The organism is Denitratimonas organivorans (assembly GCF_037478135.1).
GTDB lineage: Bacteria > Pseudomonadota > Gammaproteobacteria > Xanthomonadales > Xanthomonadaceae > Denitratimonas.
In genome coordinates this window covers 1-18,259 of record NZ_JBBHDV010000008.1, presented here as the reverse complement: position 1 = coordinate 18,259, position 18,259 = coordinate 1, and the positions used below count along the sequence as shown (strand labels likewise).

Genomic DNA, 18,259 nt, shown 5'->3' with positions numbered 1-18,259 from the left:
CGGCTAACACGGAGCATCACCATGGCCACACTCGGCATGAACGACGTCAAGAACGGATCCAAGATCATTGTGGACGGTGCGCCGTGCGTGATCGTGGACACCGATTTCATCAAGCCCGGCAAGGGCCAAGCCTTCACCCGCGTGCGCTACCGCAACATCCGCACCGGCCGCACGATGGAAATGACGATGAAGTCGACCGACTCGGTGGAAACCGCCGACGTGGTCGATACCGATATGCAGTACCTCTACAGCGATGGCGAGTTCTGGCACTTCATGCAGCCGGACACCTTCGAGCAGCACAGCGCCGACGAGAACGCCATGGGCGAAGCGGCACAGTGGCTCAAGGGCGAGGAAGACTGCGTGGTGACGCTGTGGAACGGCGCGCCGATTTCGGTCACGCCGCCGAATTTCGTCGAGCTGAAGATCGTCGAGACCGACCCGGGCCTGCGTGGCGACACCTCCGGCGGCGGCGGCAAGCCGGCCAAGCTGGAAACCGGCGCGGTGGTGCGCGTGCCGCTGTTCGTGGGTCAGGAAGAAGTGATCCGCGTGGATACGCGTACCGGTGAATACGTTTCGCGCGTGAAATAAGGACGTTATCTCCCTCTCCCCCGCTGGCGGGGGAGAGGGCTGGGGTGAGGGGGCTTTCCCGGATACACAGAAAGCAACAGGAAGCCAAAGCAACTCACGCCTTTGGCGCTCGCCTCTCACCCTGATCCTCTCCCCGTTTGTGGTGGAGGGCGATCAATGACTGGATACACCCATGACCATCACCCCCTGCGACCTGTTGATCGAAGCCGGCTGGGTCATCCCGGTGGAGCCGCATGGCGTGGTGCTGGAAGGCCACGCCGTTGCGGTCAGCGATGGCCGCATCGTGGCGCTGCTGCCCTCGAATGAAGCCCGCGCGCGTTTCGCGCCGAAGGAAAGCGTGCAGCTGCCGCACAGCGCGCTGATCCCCGGCCTGGTCAATGCGCACACGCACAACCCGATGACGCTGATGCGCGGCGTCGCCGACGATCTGCCGCTGATGGAATGGCTCAACGGGCACATCTGGCCGATTGAAGGCGCGGTGCTGGGCCCGCGTTTCTGCGCCGACGGCACCGAGCTGGCGGTGGCGGAAATGCTGCGCGGTGGCACCACCTGCTGCAACGAAAATTATTTCTTCCCCGATGCGATTGGCGCGGTGTATTCCCGCTTGGGTTTCCGTAGCCGCCTCGGCCTGCCGGTGATCGATTTCCCGACGCCGTGGGCGCGCAGCCAGGACGAATATTTCGACAAGGCGCAGCAGGTGCACGACGATTTTCGCGACGATGCGTGGGTGTCGACCGCGTTCGTGCCGCACGCGCCGTACACCGTGGCCGATTCGGCCTTCGAACGCATCCGCGTGTTGTCGGATCAGCTCGACATCCCGGTGCATTGCCATGTGCATGAAACCGAACAGGAAATCACCGATTCGCTGGCGCAGTACAAGCAGCGTCCGCTGGCGCGGTTGCAGCGTCTGGGGCTGGTCAACCGGCATCTGATCGCGGTGCACATGACGCAGCTGACGCCGGCCGAAATCGAGCTGTGCGCGGCACAGGGCGTTTCGGTGGTGCACTGCCCGGAATCCAACCTCAAGCTGGCGTCCGGTTTTTCCCCGGTTGAGGCGATGCGGCGTGCCGGCGTCAATGTCGCGCTGGGCACCGATGGCTGCGCCAGCAACAACGATCTGGACATGTTCGGCGAAATGCGCACCGCGGCGCTGCTGGCCAAGGGCGTGGCACAGGACGCGGCTGCACTGGACGCAGCGCAGACCCTGCGCATGGCCACGCTCAACGGCGCGCGCGCGCTGGAACTGGCCGACCGGATTGGCTCGATCGAAGTCGGCAAGCTCGCCGATCTGGCCGCCGTGCGGCTGGACGAGCTTGAAACCCAGCCCATGTACGACCCGATTTCGCAACTGGTCTACGCCTGTGGCCGCCACCAGGTGCACTGGGTCTGGATCGGCGGCAAGGCGCGTCTGCGCGAGCGCGAGCTGGTGGACATGGATATCCCCGCGCTCACCGCCCGCGTGCGCGAATGGCAGCAGCGCATCGCCACGCTGCGCCCGGCCTGAGCAACGCGGCGGCCGTGGCGGGCGCCGTGCAACAGGAGTCATGCCGATGAATGTTTCCTCTCCGGGCCAGACGCCCGACACCGCAGGCGGCAACGCCGCGTCATCACTCAGCGCCGATCAGGTCAACGCCGATCCGGCCGAGCTGGCCAAGTTCTCGCGCCTGGCCTCGCGCTGGTGGGACCCGGAAGGCGAATCCCGCCCGCTGCATGATCTGAATCCCGAACGTCTGGCCTATGTGCGCGAACGCTGCACGCTGGCCGGTGCGCAGGTGCTGGATATCGGCTGCGGCGGCGGTCTGCTGTCCGAGGCGATGGCGGGCGAGGGTGCGCAGGTCACCGGCATCGATCTGTCGAACGAGCTGATCGACGTGGCCCGCCTGCATCTGCTCGAATCCGGCCGCAAGGTCGATTACCGCTGCATCAGTGCCGAGGCGCTGGCGCAGCAGATGCCGGGCCATTTCGATGCCGTCACCTGCATGGAAATGCTTGAACACGTGCCTGATCCAGGCTCGGTGATCGCAGCCTGCGCGAGCCTGCTCAAGCCGGGCGGGCGGCTGTTTCTTTCCACCTTGAATCGCACGCCGCAGGCCTTCGCGCTGGCGATTGCCGGGGCCGAATACGTGATGCGGCTGCTGCCGGTGGGCACGCACGATTACGCCCGTTTCATCCGCCCGGCCGAACTGGCGCAGGCGCTGCGCGCCGCCGGGCTGACGCTGGAAGACGTCAGCGGCCTGCACTACAACCCGTTCAGCCGCCGCACCCGGCGTGGCGGCTCGACCGCAGTCAACTACCTGGCCTGCGCGGTGAAACCGGTATGAGTCAGGCTGCCGTGGCACCGGCATCGCAGATCGCGCCGCTGGTGCTGTTCGATCTGGACGGCACCCTGGCCGATTCAGCCATCGACCTGGCGGCCGCCGTCAATGATGTTCGCGCCGGTCTGGCGCTGGCGGCGGTGCCGGTGGAGCAGGTGCGCACCGCGATTTCCGCCGGCGCATTGGCGATCCTGACGCTGGGCCTGCCGGAGCTTTCCGAGGTCGAAAGGCGTGCGCAGGTGGAGTCTTTCCTGGCGCATTACATCGAACGTATCGGTCATGGCGGCGGCCTGTTCGACGGCATCGCCGAACTGCTGACGCTGATCGAAGACGCCGGTTCGCGCTGGGGCGTGGTGACCAACAAGCGCGAGGATCTGGCGCATCGCGTGATCGACCGGCTCGGCCTGCGCGAGCGCTGCGCGGTGCTGATCGGCGGCGATACGCTGGCGCGCTGCAAGCCCGATCCGCTGCCGGTGTTGACCGCCTGTGAGCGTGTCGGCGTGGAACCGCAGTACAGCGTGTTCATCGGCGACGATCTGCGCGATGTGCAGGCTGGACGCGCGGCCGGTTGCCGCACGATCGCGGTGCGCTGGGGTTTCCACCCGGCCGATGATGATCCGGCCCGCTGGGGCGCGGATCTGGTCGTGGACGCACCTGAAGCACTGCTGCGCGCCGGCGCGCTGGCCCCGGCATGAGCGATTCGCCGCTGACGCAATCGGTCGATGACGTGCTCGACAGCCATGTGCGCAAATGGCTGGCGAACGAGCCGGAAATGGAAACCGCATTGCTGTTCGCCGGTGCCTCGCGCGACCTGGCGGCGTTGTGGGGCGCGTTGCTCAACGAATGGCTGGACGCGTTGTTCGGGCGCTCGGACAGCGGCGTGGCGCAGGTGAAGCTGGGCTGGTGGGGCGAGGCGTTGGCGCTGGCCTCGGATGCTTCACCGCATCCGCTGGTGCGTGCCTTCGCGCTGGCCGGTGGCGGCGTTGCCGGTGCGGCGCGCTGGCGGGCGGTGACGCTGGCCGCGCTGGAACTGCTGTCGCGCGAAACCTCACCAACCAGCGTCGAGGATCTGGTGGCGACCCGCCTGCCGATGGCGCAGGCCCTGGTCGCGGTGGAAGATGCCCTGTGGCCGCAAGCCGGCAGCGGCGATGCGCAGGCGCTGGCGCGTTATCTGGTGCTGTGGCAATGGCGCCGGCACCGTCCCGAGCAGACGCCGCAGCCGGGCTGGTTGCCGTTGCAGCTGCTGGCGCGCCACGACCTGCGCGCGCCGGCAGTCTATCAGCGCCGCGACGATGCTGCCGCAGCCGCATTGTTCGCGGACTTGGCCGATGCGCTGCTGCAAGTGCGACCCACCGCTGCCGGCCCGCGCCTGCGGCGTGTCCGCACCCGGTTCGATGAACTGGCACTGGAACGGCTGCGACGCCACCATCGGCAGCCGTTTCCGGCCAGTGGTCTGGCGCTGCTGTGGCGCAGCTGGCGCGCCGCCGCTGGTGTGCCAGCCTGACTGGCGGCTTGCGCCCGCTTCGTTTCCGGCTTGAACCGAGCCGGCGGCGGCCACACCTGCAACGGGATGGCGTTTCCATGCCTGCATGATTCCCTTTTCGAATACTGTTCCCGATCGCGGCATTGCGGCCGCAGGAAATCCTTCAATGACCGACACCTCCGTCCATCCGGATGCCGATCCAGCCTCATTGGCCGACATCGTCGCGCGCCAGCCTTCCGCACATTTTGCCGCGCTGGACCAGGTTGGCATGCGCCATATCGAAATGCCGCTGAAGCTGAAGCTGGATGGCGAAACCTGCCTGCTGCCGGCACAGGTGTCGGCCTTCGTGGACCTGCGTGATCCGACCGCGCGCGGCATCCACATGTCGCGCCTGTACCGCCTGTCCGACGAATATCTGGGCCGTGGCGCGCTGGATGTGGCCGGAGTGCGCGCGTTGCTGGACGCGATGCTGGCCTCGCACACCGGCCTGTCCGGTCGCGCCCGGCTTTCAATCGAATTCACCCTGCCGCTGCGGCGTGATTCGCTGCGCAGCGGGCTCTCGGGCTGGCGCCAGTATCCGGTGCGCATCGACGCGACGCTGGAAGACGGCCGCTGGCGCTGCGAGATCGGTGCCGACGTGCTGTATTCCAGCACCTGCCCGGGCTCGGCGGCGATGGCGCGGCAGGTGGTCCGGCAGCAGTTCCTGGAAAAGTTCGGCAGCGGCCAGGTCGATGCCACGGCAGTCGCGGACTGGCTGGAATCGCCTTCCGGCATCGCCGCCACGCCGCATGCGCAGCGCTCGCGTGCACGGGTGCAGGTGGCGCTGGCCGATGATGTGGACGAATTGCCGCTGGTGACGCTGATCGATCTGATCGAAGCCACGCTCGCCACGCCGGTGCAGGGCGCGGTCAAGCGCGTCGACGAGCAGGAATTCGCCTGCCTCAACGGCGAAAACCCGATGTACTGCGAAGACGCCGCGCGCCGTGTCCGTGATGCGCTGGATGCCCAGCCCTGGATCGCCGATTACGCGATCGACGCCGCCCATTTTGAAAGCCTGCACCCGCATGATGCGGTGGCCCAGGTGGTCAAGGGCGTGGCGGGCGGGTTTGGCAGATCGGCCTGATGCGGTTTATTGCTGATCGGCGAGGTTGCGGTCGGCGACAGGCGCAGCTGCGCCTGTCGATGCCGGGCGGCATCACCGGATGGGCCGCGCTACTTCGCCGGCGGCGCCGATTCGCTGCTGCGGGGCTTGACGCTGCGCACCACGATCGGGCGGTGGTAGTGGCCCCACCAGTAGCCGTGGTAGCCGGGCCAGAATGGATCGCTGTAGTAGGTCCGCACCTGGCTCTGCTGCGGCCACAGGTAAATCACGTCGGCGGCCACGCGCGGATAGCGGTATTCGTATTCGCCGATCTGGCGCAGTTCGAAATCCTGGATGCGGCCAGTGACGGTGACGTCGCGCTCGGTGGTGAAGATGGCCGGATCGTAGAAGCCGCTGCGGCAGGCGATGAAGCGGCCCTGGCTCTGGTCGGCGTCGCTGACCGGGCGCGCGCTGCCGGAGAGATCGCGGCCGAGGATTTCGAAACAGGTGTGCTGCGGCGAAGGTTCCACCGCAATGATGCGGCCGCCCCAGCGCACCAGATCGCCGGCCTGGCCGGAACTGGCGGCCTGGGCCGGAGCGACGGCGGTGAATTGGCCGCGTAGCGGCTTGGGCGGCGTGGCGCAGCCGACCAGCATGATGCCGGCCGCGATCAGCAATGCAAAACGGGTCATGGCGTTCTCCTTGCGGCGGGGGATACGGGGCGGAAACGGCGCAGTTCGCGGATCAGTTCGCGGCGCTGGTCGTCATCCGGCGTCAGTGCAGCGTAGCGCTGCGTGCTGTAACGCCGGGTAAGCGCGCGTAGAGCTTCGGCTTGCTGCGGCCAGTGGGCGGCCGCACGTTCGATGAAGGCCCCGGCGGTTTCGCTGTCGTGCTTGCCCAGGCCGGCACGTGCCAGACGGGCGGTGAAGTGCTGCCACGCCGCGAGCAGCGGATCGCGGCTGCGCACCGGCGATCCGCGCCACAGCAGCAGGAAGCTGATCGACACCGCCAGCACGATGCCGATCGCCAGCGCTGCACCAATCTGGCGCCAGTCCTGCGGGTCCAGGCCGATGCGTGCCAGCAGTTCGCGTTGGCGGGCGGCGTTGAAATCCACGATCAGATAATTCCAGCCGCGCCGCATCGCATCGGCGACATCCCATAGCGGCTGGCCCCAGCGGCTCAGTGCGCCGGGTGGCGGCGTGATGCTGGAAAGGCCGTCGCGGATGCGTTCGGGCGCGACCGCGCTGGTCGGGTCGATCCGCACCCAGCCGCGATCCTGCAGCCAGACTTCGGTCCAGGCGTGGGCGTCGGAATTGCGCACCAGCCAGTATTCGCCGACGCGGTTGAAAAAGCCGCCCTGGTAGCCGGTCACCACCCGTGCCGGCACCCCGGCGCTGCGCATCATCACCGCGAAGGCCGAGGCGAAGTGTTCGCAATAGCCTTCGCGCGTGTTGAAAAGGAAATCATCGACGCTGTCGCGCCCCAGCGGCGGCGGCGTCAGCGAATAGGTGAACTGCGCGTTGAACAGCGCCAGCGCGCGCTGCACCAGCGCATCCGGGCCATCGCCCTCGGCCTGCCATTGCGCGATCAGCGCGGCAGTGCGCGGGTTGTAGCCGTCCGGCAGGCGCAGGTTGCGGCGCCGTGCCGGATCGGAAAGCTCCGGATCGAAACGGTAATCGACCGCCGAACCAACCCGGAAACGCTTCACCGAGTTGGGCGCACGGCGTGAATACATCGTGCGTTCGCCACCCATGCGCGAATCGTCCGGCGCCACCGCCGGCACGTCCAGGCCGATCAGATAGCGGTACTGCGTGGGTTCCTGCATCACCTCGTGGAACAGCGGGGCGCCGGTGATCACCAGTTCGCCCTGTGGCTGGAACATGTCGCCATCCCAGCGCGACCAGCGCCGCCCGTCAAAATCGCCCAGCACCGGGCCGCGCCAGTACATCTGGTTGCGCGGCGGCGGCTCGCCTTCGAAGGTGACGCGCAGTGCCGCGCTGTCGTCCAGCAGCATCTCGACGATATCGCCCGGGCTCATGTTGTTGGACAGGCCGGAACGGGCGCGGTCGTCGGCGCCGGGCGCGCCCCACAACGGCTCGGGAAAGCGCGGGAACAGGAAGAACACCACGAACGCGAACGGCAGCGAGATCGCCAGCAGCAGCGCGCTGGAACCCAATGCGCGCAGCGGCGTGGTGGCCGGCAACGGCTGCTCGGGGAACTGCACCTTCGCCAGCCGCGCCAGCGCCGCGATCACGACGATCGCGCCGATCAGCGCCAGCAGCAGCGTGAGCGGGCCCTGATCGCGCAGGAATCCGGCCATGATCGCGAACAGCGCGAAGCTGCACGCGCTACGGCCATCGCGCACACTGCCGGTTTCCAGCAGCTTGGAAGCCAGCATCGCGGCCAGCAGTGCGGCGCCGGTTTCCTGCCCGATGTTGAAGCCGGAACTGGCCACTGCGGCACTGGCCACGGCGATGGTCAGCGGCAGCCGCATCGCCGGTGGCAGACGCTGGCGTCGCAGGCCCAGCCCGATGCCCAGCGCGGCCACGCTCAGCAGCAGGATCACCAGCCATATCGGCAAACCGGGGATCACCGGCAACAGCGAGGCCAGCACCGCCGCCGCGACCCAGAGGAAGCTGGTGCGGTCCAGCGGATGGGTGTGCTTCAACGCTGCCACGGCATCGACCTCATGGTGCCAGCGCCAGTGCCTTGAAGCAGGCGTGCAGATGCGACGGACCCTGGCCGGGACCGATCTGCGCATCGGGCATCAGCAGCGTGGTGACCTGCGCCTGGCGCTCGGCATCGGCCAGCCAGCGTGCCAGCCGCCGCGCACGTGCATCGCTGGACAGCGGCGCCAGTGCGTCCCACGAGAATTCCTGGCGGGTGCCGCCGGGCTGTTCGTATTCGCGCACCAGCAGGTGCTGGGCGCGGGCGCTGTGCTTCCACGCCACCTGCCGCATCGGATCGCCACGGCGGTAATCGCGCAGCGTCACCGCTTCATCGCCGGCACCACGCTGCGGGCGCGGATGGTCCTGGCCGCCTTCACCGGGCGGCTGCGGCGGGTCTTTTTCCAGCGCCGGCCAGACCAGCGGGCGCGCGTCCGGATGCAGCCAGCTCCAGACCTCGAACAGGCCCAGTGGCTGCTGGCTGAACAGTTTGAAGCGCCCGACCGGTGCCCGTCCGCGCCGCCGCGTGGTGCGCGTCAGTTCCACTTCGCACGGTTGCCCGTCGTGCAGTGCAAACGCGGCGCGCTGGCCGTCGCGTTGCAGGATCAGGCCTTCGCAGCGGCGCCGCCGTTCGCTGCGGAAACGCAGTCTAAGACGCTGCACCTGGCCGGCGTGCACCGGCTGTGCATCGAGCGTTTCCAACTGCACCCCGCTCAGGTTCAGATAGCCGCGCAACAGGCAACTGAGCATCAGTGACAGCAGCAGGAAGCACAGGATCAGCGCCGGATTGTTGTTGTAGTTCAGCGCGCCGACCGTCATCGCCACCAGCAGCAGCGCGAAGAACAGGCCGTAGGGCGTGGGCAGCACATAGATGCGGCGCCGGTGCAGGCGGATCGGCAGCGGCTCGATCGCGCGCGGGCGAACGAAACGCTGCAAGGCCTGCGGGATGCGCATGCGCTCGCCGCCGCCGTGATCGGCAGCAGCGGAGCTGGAAGCGCGGGTTGCGGAACCTGACATGGACGTGCGCGTGTTCAGAACAGCCGGGAAATGCCGGGGCGGACAGGTGGAACCGTCAGCACCGGTTTCAATCCACCGCCACGCTGTCGAGCACCGCCTGCGCCAGCGCCGGGCCGGAGCCGGCATCGGCGGCAGGCACTAGACGATGCCCGGCCACCGGCACGAACAGCGCCTGCACATCATCGGGCAGCACATGGCTGCGGCCGGACAGCAGCGCCCGCGCCCGCGCCGCACGCAACAGCGCCAGCCCGGCGCGCGGGGACAGCCCGGTTTCGATGCCCGGATGACGGCGGCTGTGTGCCAGCAGAGCCAGTACGTAATCCACCAGCGCCTCGCTGGCATGCACCTGTTCGACCGCAGCGCGCAGGTGCAGCACCTGCTCCTGATCCAGCTGCGGCTGCAATGCCGCGATCTGTTCGCGCCGGTCGTGGCCGGTCAGCAGCGCGCGCTCGGAGCCGGTATCCGGATAGCCGAGCGAGAAGCGCAGCAGGAAGCGGTCGAGCTGCGAATCGGGCAGCGGGAAAGTGCCCGACAGATCCACTGGGTTCTGCGTGGCGATCACGAAGAACGGCTGCGCCAGCACATGCGTGGTGCCGTCCAGCGTGACCTGGTGTTCGGCCATCGCTTCCAGCAGCGCGCTCTGGGTGCGCGGCGGCGCGCGGTTGATCTCATCGGCCAGCAACACCTGGGTGAACACCGGGCCGGGATGGAAGCGGAACTGCTGCGAGGGCGCGTCGTAGATCGACACGCCAAGCACATCGGCCGGCATCAGATCCGAGGTGAACTGCACCCGCTGGAACTGCAATCCGAGCGTGGCCGACAGCGCCTGCGCCAGCGTGGTCTTGCCCAGCCCGGGCAGGTCTTCGATCAGCACATGGCCGCCGGCCAGCAGTGCCACGAAGGCCAGTTGAACCTGCTCGGACTTGCCCAGGATCATCGCGTTGACCTGCTGTTGGGCGCGCGTCAATGCGGCGGTCGGCAAGTCGGGTATCGTGGTCGCTTGGGCGGGAACGGACATCGGAATCTGCCTTGGGTGATCGGCTCGGAGTGTAGCGGGATATGCAGTCAGAACGACGCGCACGCGTCACGTTTCTTGTGGTGTGGGCGCTGCTGGGCGCGATCAAGCTGCTGATCGCAGCGCGTTTGCCGCTGTTCGTGGACGAAGCCTTCTATTGGCAGGAAAGCCGGCACCTGGCCTGGGCCTATTCGGACCTGCCGGGGTTGACTGCGTGGCTGATCGGATTGGGCTCGTCGTTCGGTGCCGGACAGGTGCTGGCGCTGCGCGCGCCATTCCTGCTGCTGGGTGCGGCCCTGCCTTGGCTGATGATCGCGGCCGCGCGCCCGCTGGGTCCGGCGCGGGCCTGGCAGGTGGGCACGCTGGTGGCGCTGTTTCCGCTGTCCGGCCTGCTCGGCGTGCTGGCGCTGCCGGATGTGCCGATGACGTTCGCGGCGGCCTGTTGTTTGCTGGGCGGGGCGCGGTTGCTGCAGGCGCAGGAGCAGGGCGAACGCAGTTCCAGCGGGGTGTTGTGGCTGGCGCTGGGGCTGGTGCTGGGCGGCTTGAGTCATTACCGCTTCGTCGCGGTGATCGCGGTCGGCTTCGTCGTGCTGCTGCTGTTGCCGCAGGGACGCGCGCTGTTGCGTCAGCGCCGGGTCTGGCTGGCGATCGGGGCCGGGGCGCTGGCCTGGCTGCCGCTGCTGTGGTGGAACCTGCACCATGGCGAGGCCGGCTGGCGCTTCCAGTTCGTTGACCGGCATCCGTGGGCGCTGCATGCCGATGGTTTCCGCTTCCTGCTGATACAGGCGCTGCTGGCCACGCCGCTGCTGGGGCTGGCCCTGCTGCTGGCGATCGGTCGCGGCGGGCGCCGGCATCCGCTGTGGCAACGCTGGTTCGCGCTGGCCGGTGGCGTGCTGCTGGCGGGCTACTTCGTGCTGGGATTCGTGGCCGATGCAGAGCGTGTCAGTTTCCACTGGCCGTTGCCGGCCTGGCTGGCGCTGCTGGTGCTGGCGCCGCTGGTGCTGGCCGGCTGGTCGCGGTTCTGGCGGGTCGCAAGCTGGACCTTGCTGGTACTGGCGATGGGAGCGGCGGTTACGTTGCCGCTGGCGGTGGGGCTGCCGCAGGTGCGCAGCGCGTTGGCCGCCAGCAGCTTCTATCCGGAGAATTTTTCCGGCTGGGACCATATCGCCACGGCGGTGCGTGAACGTCTGGCCACGCTGCCGCCCGGCACGCGCGTGGTGGCCGACAACTTCAAGCTCGGCGCACAGCTGGGTTTTGCGTTCGACGATCCGGATATCGCGGTACTGGACCATCCGCTCAACCATCACCATGGCCGTGCCCGCCAGCTGGCGCTGTGGAATCTGCAACACGAGGGCGAGCGCGGGCAGTGGCAGTTGCTGGTGGTTGGCGCCAGCGATGTGAAGTTCAGCGCGCTGCTGGCGCATTACCAGTCGCTGTGCGCGCGCTTCGGGTCGCTACCGCCGGCGCAGATGATCGAGGTGGATGAGGGTGCGCGCCGCATCGCGCTGTTCGCACTGCCGCCGCAGCGCCCGGACGGTGGCTGCATCACGCCGGCCATCGCGCATGTGGAGGTGCCGGAACCGGGTGCGCAGGTCGATGGGCAGGTACTGGTGCGCGGCTGGGCGGTCAAGGATGTGGCCGGCATAGCCAAGGTCACGGTGTTACTGGATGGGCAGCCGCTGGCGCAGGCCGATTACGGTGCTTCCAATCCGTGGGTGGTGCAGTTCCTGCGCGGCGCCTCGCGCGATCCGAACCTGCCGCACATCCAGTTCGAAACCCGCATTTCGCTGCCCGAAGGCAGCCGCAGCTGGCACCGGATCGGGCTGGAACTGGAAGGCGGCGACAGCAGCGTGGAGCGCTGGAGCGGGCCACGGATCCGGCGTGCCGCCACGGACGGAACGGTGCCGTGATGAGGCCGGATCTGACCGCCATGCCACGCCGGGTGCGCGTGGATATCGGCTTGTTCGCATCGCTGGCCGTGGCGCTGCTGCTGACCACGCTGGCTTGGATGATCCCGATGATGTTGTGGGACCACCTGGATCTGGTGCCGATCTACCAGGCCTGGCGCGAAGGCGGGCTGTGGCAGTCGGAATTTGCCCGCGTGCACCACGGCAGCCATTTGCACGTGGCCGCATACGCAGTGCTGCTGCTGACCACGCATCTGTCGCACGGCCAGCCGTGGCTGGATGGCGTCGCCAGCTGGTTGCTGCTGCTCGGCTATGCGGCGCTGGTGCTGCGGCTCGCGTGGCGGGCGGAAAGCGCCGGTGCAGCGCGCTGGCTGCCGCTGGCGGCGATCCTGCTGGCGTTGCATCCGGGCCATCTGGCGAATCTGCAATGGGGCTGGCAGGTGGCGGTGGCGCTGTGTCTGGTGAATGTGACGCTGGCGCTGACCTGTCTGGCTTCGTCGCGGCTGGATGCCTGGCGCAACGGCCTTGCGCTGCTGGCGACCTGCGTGGCAGTGGCCAGTTTCAGCAGTGGGCTGGCGCTGGTGCCGGCGGCATTGTTGCTGATCGGGCTGCGGCACGAATGGTCGATGCGGCGGCGCCTGCTGTTCGCGTTGCCGTGGCTGTTACTGGGTGCGATGGCCGTGCTCTGGCTCGGGTCCGGAGTGCCCAGCGATGCGCAGCGCGATATCGCGGCGCTGGCACTGTACGTGCTGAATTTTCTCGGTGGCGCGGTGGCGCGCTTCGGGCGTGATCTGGCCGCGCCGCTGGCGATGCTGGCGCTGCTGTCCGGCCTCTGGGCGGCGTGGCGGCTGCGGGCAGAATCAGCGGCGCGTGCATGGCTCGGATTGGCCGCATTCGGACTGGGCTGCGCCCTGCTGACCGCGCTGGGTCGCGAGGCCGATTACGGCGTGGAACATGCATTCGCCACGCGCTATGTCAGTTTTTCCTCGCTGTTCTGGCTGGGCTGGGTCGGCCTGATGGCGCTGCTGATGCCACGCGCGCAGGGCGCAGCGTTGCAGCTGCTGCGCTGGTGCCTGCCGCTGATCGCGGTGCTGGCGTTGTTCAATGCCCTGCATCTGGCCAAGCAGGCGCGCGATCTGGCGCAGCGCAGCCAGGCCATCGCCGAGGCGGTGCGCATCGGCGGTGACGCGCTCGACGAGCAGTTGCTGCGCGATATCTATTTCGATCAGCCGGAGATCGCGCGGCAGCGGCTGGCACTGCTGCGGCAATGGGGGTTCGCACCGTTCGAGCCGCGCTGATGCGGTGGTGTGTGAAGGGCAGGTGCGGTGCGCGTGAAGGAAAGGTTTCCGCCAGCCGGTTGCGCGCCGTGCGGGCTGCGTCGCTGGCACGGACGTGCAGGGGATTTCAGGCATCATGGCCTGCCTTTCCTTCGAGGACGCGCCGATGAACCTTGCATTGTGTCGCCTGACGCTGGCGCTGCTGCCGGCACTGGCATTGATCGCCTGCACGCCGTCGTCCGGGCCGGCGACGGAAGCTGCGCCCGCTGCGGCACCGGCGGAGTCTTCAGCAGTGGTGCCGGCCGAAACCGTGCCGCAGGAAAACACGCCTGCGGATGTGCCGGCGCTGGACGCCCATCACTGGCAACTGGTCGCAGCCAGCGGTGCGGATATCGAGGTGCTGTTACGTCCGGGCAAACCCTTGCAACTGGATTTCAGCGAGCAGGGTCTCAGCGTGCGGAATCTGTGCAACGGCATCCATGCGTCCTGGCAGGCCGGGCTGGATGGCAGGGTCACAGTATCGCGCGGCATGTCCACGCTGATGGCCTGCGACGACGAGGGCCTGATGGCGGCCGAACGCCGCATCGGCGAGTTACTGCCGATGCTGGAACGCTACAGCGTTGCCGCCGGTGATCCGCCGCAGCTCACCTTGTCCGGCACCGATGGCGTCGAACTGCTGCTGCACGGCACGCCGACCGCCGCGACCCGTTACGGCGGCGAAGGCGAGCGCCTGTTCATCGAGGTGGCGGAGGAAAAAGTGTCCTGCAACCATCCGCTGATGCCGCAGGCGCAATGCCTGCATGTGCGCGAACTGGTCTTCAACGAGGCTGGCCTGCGCGAAGGCGAACCGGGCCCGTGGCAGGTGCTGCCGGTGCCGGTGGAAGGTTTCGAGCATGAGCCGGGCGTGCGCAGCGTGCTGCGCGTGCATCGCTACCGGTTGAAGGATGTGCCGGTCGATGCGCCGGCGCTGGCCTATGTGCTGGATCTGGTGGTCGAGCGCGGGTGGGTGGCACCGTAGATCGCTGCACGGTGGTGTTCGTGGGTTGACAGGGTCGGCCCGGGCAAGTTCCGGGCTGGAGCCGTGACGCGCAGGGTGTGGTTTTCCGGTGAAGTTGTTCCGGCTGCGGCTGCGGTTATGACTTGGCCGGTCTGCACGGTCTGCCGTGAGTTCTGCTTTGCCGCGCTTCAGTCTTCGTCGCTGCGCCGGGTCAGCGTGGCGGGTTCGCGTGCGGCCTGTTCGATCGCGGCCTGGGTGACATCGGCCAGTTCGGCGCCGGCGCTTTCCAGCTGGCCCAGGCGTTCGGCGATGTTGTTGTAGGCGCGGTCCATCGCGCGGCAGGCGGTGTCCAGTTCCTTCTGCGGCGCGGTCAGGCCGTGCTGGGAAATCCACAGCCGGTGTTCGAGCACATCGCGCAGACCCTGCTGCACCTGGTCCTTGGCATCGAGCGAAGCGTGCGCTTCGGCGGCGATGTCCTGCGGCACGCGGTCGACCACCTGGCGCATTTCCTTCATCCGTTCGCGGGTGCGGTGCAACAGCACTTCCAGCGCGTCGGCGCGGTCCAGCAGGTGGCGCAGGCTGCGTTCGCGGCGCAGGCCGCGCTGGTGCAGCAGGACCGCCAGCAGCGCGAGGGCACCGACGAGGATGATGGCAAGTTGCAGGTAATTCACGGCGCCGGATTGAGGACAACAGACAGCCAGTCTGCCAAATGCGTCGATGCAGCGGCAAATAAACCGTGCGTGAGGGTGTGTGGACGTGACCGGGTGCGCATCAGGGCAGCACGCGCAGGTCGATATGGGCGTGGCGGCCGTGGCGGTCGATCGCCAGCAGGCGCTGCACACCGCTCTGCTCGAAACGCAGCTGCACCGGGCTCTCGCCCTGACTGTGTGCCAGCAGCCGGCCATCGAGCAGCCATTGCACCTGTTCGCGTGTGCCCAGCGCGCGCACGCTGACTTCCGGGGCGCGCTGGCGGTTGGACGGGCTGCGCAGTACGGCGCCATCCACCAGGCCGGCGATGCGCAGCACGGGTGCCGGTTCGGTGCTGTCGCGGCAGTCCGGTGCCAGCGCCGGCAATGCCGCGCGGCGGCGTTCGGCTGCGCTCAGCCAGGGATGCGCCAGCACTGGCCACGGCGCCAGGCTGGCGAGGATTTCCTCGTGCGCGGCACTGCATTCGCCGGCCAGGCGCAGGCCGCTGTGGCGGTCGATGCGGAAATCCAGCGGTGCAGGTGGCGGCTGGCCGGCACTGGCCAGCGTCGGCGGCACGGTGCCGTCCAGTACCCAGGCATCGTGGCGGCGGACGCAGTGGTGTTCCGCCGTGTCGCTGGCGCGACGGCCGAGTGGCCAGCAGACCGGTTCGACACTGACGCTGGCCGGCATCGGGCCGGGTGTGGTGCGCAGTTCGCGCGGCAGCATGTCGTTGATGGAAAGCAGCAGCGGCAGCGCGGTGATGGCGCCGTACTGGCCGGGCAGCGGGGTGCCGTCGGGGCGGCCGATCCAGACCCCGATCACCGCGCCGGGCGTGGCGCCGATGGCCCAGGCATCGCGGAAGCCGTAGCTGGTGCCGGTTTTCCAGGACAGATGCGCGCGGCGCGAGGCGTCGACGCGTTCGGCCAGCAGGTTGGGGCGGTCCGATTCGGCCAGCATGCGGCGCACGATCCAGGCCGCACCGGGGGACAGCAGGCGGCGTTCGTCATGCGCCGGCGCAGTGCCTTCATCGGCCAGCAGGCGCGGTGCTCGCGCCAGACCATCGCGCTGCAGGGCGGCGTAGGCGCCGACCAGGTCTTCCAGCCGGGCCTCGGTGCCGCCCAGGATCATTGTCAGGTTCGGTTCGACCCCGCGCGGCAGGCGCAGCGGAGCGCCGGCGTGGGCCATGCGTGCGGCAAAACGCGATGGACCGATCGCATCCAGCAGCGCCACCGCCGGCAGGTTCAGCGATTGCTGCAAGGCGTCGCGCGCGCTGACCGGACCGCGAAAGCGCTGGTCGAAATTGCCGGGCCGGTAGCCATCGAAATCCTGCGGCGCATCCACCAGCAGGCTTTCCGAGTGGATCAGTCCCGCGTCCAGCGCCATGCCGTAGAGGAAGGGCTTGAGCGTTGAGCCGGGTGAACGCCAGGCGCGCACCATGTCGATGTGGCCGAAACTGGCCTCGTCGCCGAAATGGGCGGCGCCGACGTAGGCGCGGGTCTGCATCGTGGCGATGTCGGCGATGATCACGGCGGCCGACGTGCGCGGCGGCAGGCGTTCGACCCAGGCCGCGACGCTGGCCTCGGTGCGGGCCTGAAGGTCGGCATCGAGCGTGCTGCGGATGCGGCGCAGCTGCGGGTTTTCGCGGCGCAGGCGCTCGGCCGCCAGCGCCGCCCGCATCGGCACCTGCAACTGGCGTGCGGCGACATTCTCAATACGCGCCTGCGCCACGGTCTGCGGGTTCCAGTCGCCCTGGGATTGCAGCCGCTCCAGCACCTTGTCGCGCGCGGCGCGGGCGCGTTCGGGCCAGCGGTCCGGGCGCAGGCGGCTGGGGGCCTGTGGCAGCACCGCCAGCAGCGCGGCTTCGGCATGCGAAAGCTCGGCCGCCGGTTTGCCCAGATAGCCGTAGCTGGCCGCCTGAACGCCTTCCAGAGTGCCGCCGAACGGCGCGTAGTTCAGGTACAGGGTGAGGATGTCGTCCTTGTCCAGATGCCATTCCAGTTGCAGCGCGCGCAGCATCTGGCGCAGTTTTCCGCCGAACGAATGCGGGATCGGTTCGATCAGCCTCGCCACCTGCATCGTCAGGGTGGAACCGCCGGACACGATCCTGCGATGCCACAGCGCCTGCCCGGCCGCGCGCGCCATCGCCAGCGGGTTGATGCCGCGATGCCAGTGGAACCAGCGGTCCTCGTAGGCCAGTAGCGCCTGCCGGTACAGCGGCGAAACATCCTCGATCCGCACCGGATGACGCCACACCCCCTCGGCATCGGCGAACGCGCGCAGCGGGCTGCCGTCGCGCGCCAGCACCACGGTGGCCGCATCCTTGCCGGTATCGGGCAGCGGCAACGGGAACATGCGGTCGGCCAGCCACGCCAGTGCCAGCACCAGCACGGTGGCGATGAGCAGCGACAGCAGCGGGCGTGACGGCATCGGAAATCGTTTGTCCGGGAATCGGGGTCGAAAGAGTGCCACGGCTAGCCGCCGCCGACATGGCGATCGAAGGACAGCAGGGGCGGAACTGCAGGCTGAACGCGCCCGCGCCGCGCGCGACGCTTCCGCCTTGGCGGCCGTATCAGGCAGACATACCCTTGAACCGGAATCGACAGCGCCAGGAGGTGGGTCATGCAAGGCAATGCGACATCTGGAGTGCACGGATTAGGCGGATTGCGCACCGGCATCGTCGCGATGGTCGCGGTGGCGGCGCTGGCCGGTTGTGCCGGCGGCGCAAGCGGCACGCGCGCCGACAACGCGCAGCGGGACTGCTTCTCCGCCAGCAGCGTCACCGGCTTCAACGCGCTCAGCGATACCCGCGTCCTGCTGCATGTGGGCGTGCGCGACGTCTACGAACTGGAGCTGCTGGGTTTCTGCCCGGATGTGGACTGGAACCAGCGCATCGGAGTGCGCAGCGTCGGTGGCAGTTCGTGGATCTGCACCAGCGACTCGCTCGGGGTGGAACTGGTGGTGCCCGACCACGCCGGTCATCGACGCGTGGATCGCTGCCGGGTGCGCAGCATGCACAAGCTTTCGCCCGAAGAAGCCAGCGCCGCGCGCGGTCGCAAGGAGGGCACGCTGCAATACCGCCAGCAGGTCGACGGCGGCTGACGTTTCGGCCGGGTGGTGGGGGGGGGGGGCCGGCCGGGGGCGGCCCGGGCCCCCCCCCCGCCCCGGCCCACCAACCCCCCGCGCCGCGCCCCCCCCCGGCCCCCCCCCGCCCCCGCGCCGCGCGGGG

General features: G+C 68.6%; 16 protein-coding genes. 10 read left to right on the top strand and 6 right to left on the bottom strand.

The genetic code is table 11. The features are described 5' to 3' along the window. Positions 1–21: 21 nt before the first annotated feature. The 6 genes from efp to folE2 all read left to right on the top strand — a co-directional run bounded on the left by efp (position 22) and on the right by folE2 (position 5,509). Complete coding sequence (gene efp / locus WDB66_RS09625) at positions 22–588, top strand: elongation factor P (protein WP_339398350.1); 567 nt, start codon at positions 22–24, stop codon at positions 586–588. Positions 589–760: 172 nt separating this feature from the next. Continuing rightward, positions 761–2,092, top strand: a complete 1,332-nt coding sequence (locus WDB66_RS09620; protein ID WP_339398349.1) for a TRZ/ATZ family hydrolase — start codon at positions 761–763, stop codon at positions 2,090–2,092. Between the two features lie 46 nt (positions 2,093–2,138). Next, the gene (gene ubiG, locus WDB66_RS09615; RefSeq protein WP_339398348.1) at positions 2,139–2,909 is read left to right on the top strand and encodes a bifunctional 2-polyprenyl-6-hydroxyphenol methylase/3-demethylubiquinol 3-O-methyltransferase UbiG; all 771 of its coding nucleotides are present in this window, start codon (positions 2,139–2,141) and stop codon (positions 2,907–2,909) included. Next, entirely contained in the window at positions 2,906–3,598 is a 693-nt protein-coding gene (gph, locus tag WDB66_RS09610) for a phosphoglycolate phosphatase (RefSeq protein ID WP_339398347.1), read from the top strand. Before ubiG ends, gph begins: the two co-directional genes overlap by 4 nt. Beyond that, positions 3,595–4,407 (top strand): hypothetical protein, encoded by an 813-nt coding sequence (locus tag WDB66_RS09605; protein ID WP_339398346.1) that lies wholly within the window; start codon positions 3,595–3,597, stop codon positions 4,405–4,407. Before gph ends, WDB66_RS09605 begins: the two co-directional genes overlap by 4 nt. Positions 4,408–4,552: 145 nt before the next feature. Next, positions 4,553–5,509 carry a GTP cyclohydrolase FolE2 gene (gene folE2 / locus WDB66_RS09600; protein ID WP_339398345.1) on the top strand — a complete coding sequence of 319 codons (957 nt, stop codon included), beginning with the start codon at positions 4,553–4,555 and terminating at the stop codon, positions 5,507–5,509. Positions 5,510–5,598: 89 nt separating this feature from the next. On the opposite strand, the gene WDB66_RS09595 is transcribed toward folE2, so the two are convergent. From WDB66_RS09595 to WDB66_RS09580, 4 genes are all read right to left on the bottom strand, one after another. Beyond that, a complete protein-coding gene (locus WDB66_RS09595) occupies positions 5,599–6,159 on the bottom strand; it encodes a Slp family lipoprotein (RefSeq protein ID WP_339398344.1) in 561 nt (186 codons plus the stop codon). Next, positions 6,156–8,144 (bottom strand): transglutaminase TgpA family protein, encoded by a 1,989-nt coding sequence (locus tag WDB66_RS09590; protein ID WP_339398343.1) that lies wholly within the window; start codon positions 8,142–8,144, stop codon positions 6,156–6,158. The genes WDB66_RS09595 and WDB66_RS09590 overlap by 4 nt, the downstream gene beginning before the upstream one ends. A 10-nt stretch (positions 8,145–8,154) precedes the next feature. Continuing rightward, positions 8,155–9,150 (bottom strand): DUF58 domain-containing protein, encoded by a 996-nt coding sequence (locus WDB66_RS09585; RefSeq protein ID WP_339398342.1) that lies wholly within the window; start codon positions 9,148–9,150, stop codon positions 8,155–8,157. A 67-nt stretch (positions 9,151–9,217) separates the two neighbouring features. After that, on the bottom strand, positions 9,218–10,168 hold the full coding sequence (locus tag WDB66_RS09580) for an AAA family ATPase (protein ID WP_339398341.1): 951 nt from the start codon (positions 10,166–10,168) through the stop codon (positions 9,218–9,220). A gap of 41 nt (positions 10,169–10,209) precedes the next feature. Between WDB66_RS09580 and WDB66_RS09575 the strand changes: the two genes are divergently transcribed. The 3 genes from WDB66_RS09575 to WDB66_RS09565 all read left to right on the top strand — a co-directional run bounded on the left by WDB66_RS09575 (position 10,210) and on the right by WDB66_RS09565 (position 14,367). Continuing rightward, positions 10,210–12,075 carry an ArnT family glycosyltransferase gene (locus WDB66_RS09575; RefSeq protein ID WP_339398340.1) on the top strand — a complete coding sequence of 622 codons (1,866 nt, stop codon included), beginning with the start codon at positions 10,210–10,212 and terminating at the stop codon, positions 12,073–12,075. Then, on the top strand, positions 12,075–13,370 hold the full coding sequence (locus WDB66_RS09570) for a hypothetical protein (RefSeq protein WP_339398339.1): 1,296 nt from the start codon (positions 12,075–12,077) through the stop codon (positions 13,368–13,370). The genes WDB66_RS09575 and WDB66_RS09570 overlap by 1 nt, the downstream gene beginning before the upstream one ends. A gap of 115 nt (positions 13,371–13,485) precedes the next feature. Continuing rightward, on the top strand, positions 13,486–14,367 hold the full coding sequence (locus WDB66_RS09565; protein WP_339398338.1) for a DUF4377 domain-containing protein: 882 nt from the start codon (positions 13,486–13,488) through the stop codon (positions 14,365–14,367). A 167-nt stretch (positions 14,368–14,534) separates the two neighbouring features. On the opposite strand, the gene WDB66_RS09560 is transcribed toward WDB66_RS09565, so the two are convergent. Next, on the bottom strand, positions 14,535–15,017 hold the full coding sequence (locus WDB66_RS09560) for a hypothetical protein (RefSeq protein ID WP_339398337.1): 483 nt from the start codon (positions 15,015–15,017) through the stop codon (positions 14,535–14,537). Between the two features lie 100 nt (positions 15,018–15,117). After that, positions 15,118–17,460, bottom strand: coding sequence for a penicillin-binding protein 1C (gene pbpC, locus WDB66_RS09555; RefSeq protein WP_339398335.1), 2,343 nt, complete (start codon positions 17,458–17,460; stop codon positions 15,118–15,120). Between the two features lie 192 nt (positions 17,461–17,652). Between pbpC and WDB66_RS09550 the strand changes: the two genes are divergently transcribed. Continuing rightward, complete coding sequence (locus tag WDB66_RS09550) at positions 17,653–18,132, top strand: DUF6491 family protein (RefSeq protein ID WP_339398334.1); 480 nt, start codon at positions 17,653–17,655, stop codon at positions 18,130–18,132. Positions 18,133–18,259: the final 127 nt, after the last annotated feature.

Bases quoted from the DNA above. Each gene is read 5' to 3' on its own strand.
- WDB66_RS09580 (WP_339398341.1), bottom strand. From the start codon at position 10,168: ATGTCCGTTCCCGCCCAAGCGACCACGATACCCGACTTGCCGACCGCC.
- WDB66_RS09585 (WP_339398342.1), bottom strand. From the start codon at position 9,150: ATGTCAGGTTCCGCAACCCGCGCTTCCAGCTCCGCTGCTGCCGATCAC.
- WDB66_RS09550 (WP_339398334.1), top strand. From the start codon at position 17,653: ATGCAAGGCAATGCGACATCTGGAGTGCACGGATTAGGCGGATTGCGC.
- folE2 (WP_339398345.1), top strand. From the start codon at position 4,553: ATGACCGACACCTCCGTCCATCCGGATGCCGATCCAGCCTCATTGGCC.
- WDB66_RS09570 (WP_339398339.1), top strand. From the start codon at position 12,075: ATGAGGCCGGATCTGACCGCCATGCCACGCCGGGTGCGCGTGGATATC.
- efp (WP_339398350.1), top strand. From the start codon at position 22: ATGGCCACACTCGGCATGAACGACGTCAAGAACGGATCCAAGATCATT.
- WDB66_RS09565 (WP_339398338.1), top strand. From the start codon at position 13,486: ATGGCCTGCCTTTCCTTCGAGGACGCGCCGATGAACCTTGCATTGTGT.
- gph (WP_339398347.1), top strand. From the start codon at position 2,906: ATGAGTCAGGCTGCCGTGGCACCGGCATCGCAGATCGCGCCGCTGGTG.
- ubiG (WP_339398348.1), top strand. From the start codon at position 2,139: ATGAATGTTTCCTCTCCGGGCCAGACGCCCGACACCGCAGGCGGCAAC.
- pbpC (WP_339398335.1), bottom strand. From the start codon at position 17,460: ATGCCGTCACGCCCGCTGCTGTCGCTGCTCATCGCCACCGTGCTGGTG.
- WDB66_RS09595 (WP_339398344.1), bottom strand. From the start codon at position 6,159: ATGACCCGTTTTGCATTGCTGATCGCGGCCGGCATCATGCTGGTCGGC.
- WDB66_RS09605 (WP_339398346.1), top strand. From the start codon at position 3,595: ATGAGCGATTCGCCGCTGACGCAATCGGTCGATGACGTGCTCGACAGC.
- WDB66_RS09620 (WP_339398349.1), top strand. From the start codon at position 761: ATGACCATCACCCCCTGCGACCTGTTGATCGAAGCCGGCTGGGTCATC.
- WDB66_RS09575 (WP_339398340.1), top strand. From the start codon at position 10,210: ATGCAGTCAGAACGACGCGCACGCGTCACGTTTCTTGTGGTGTGGGCG.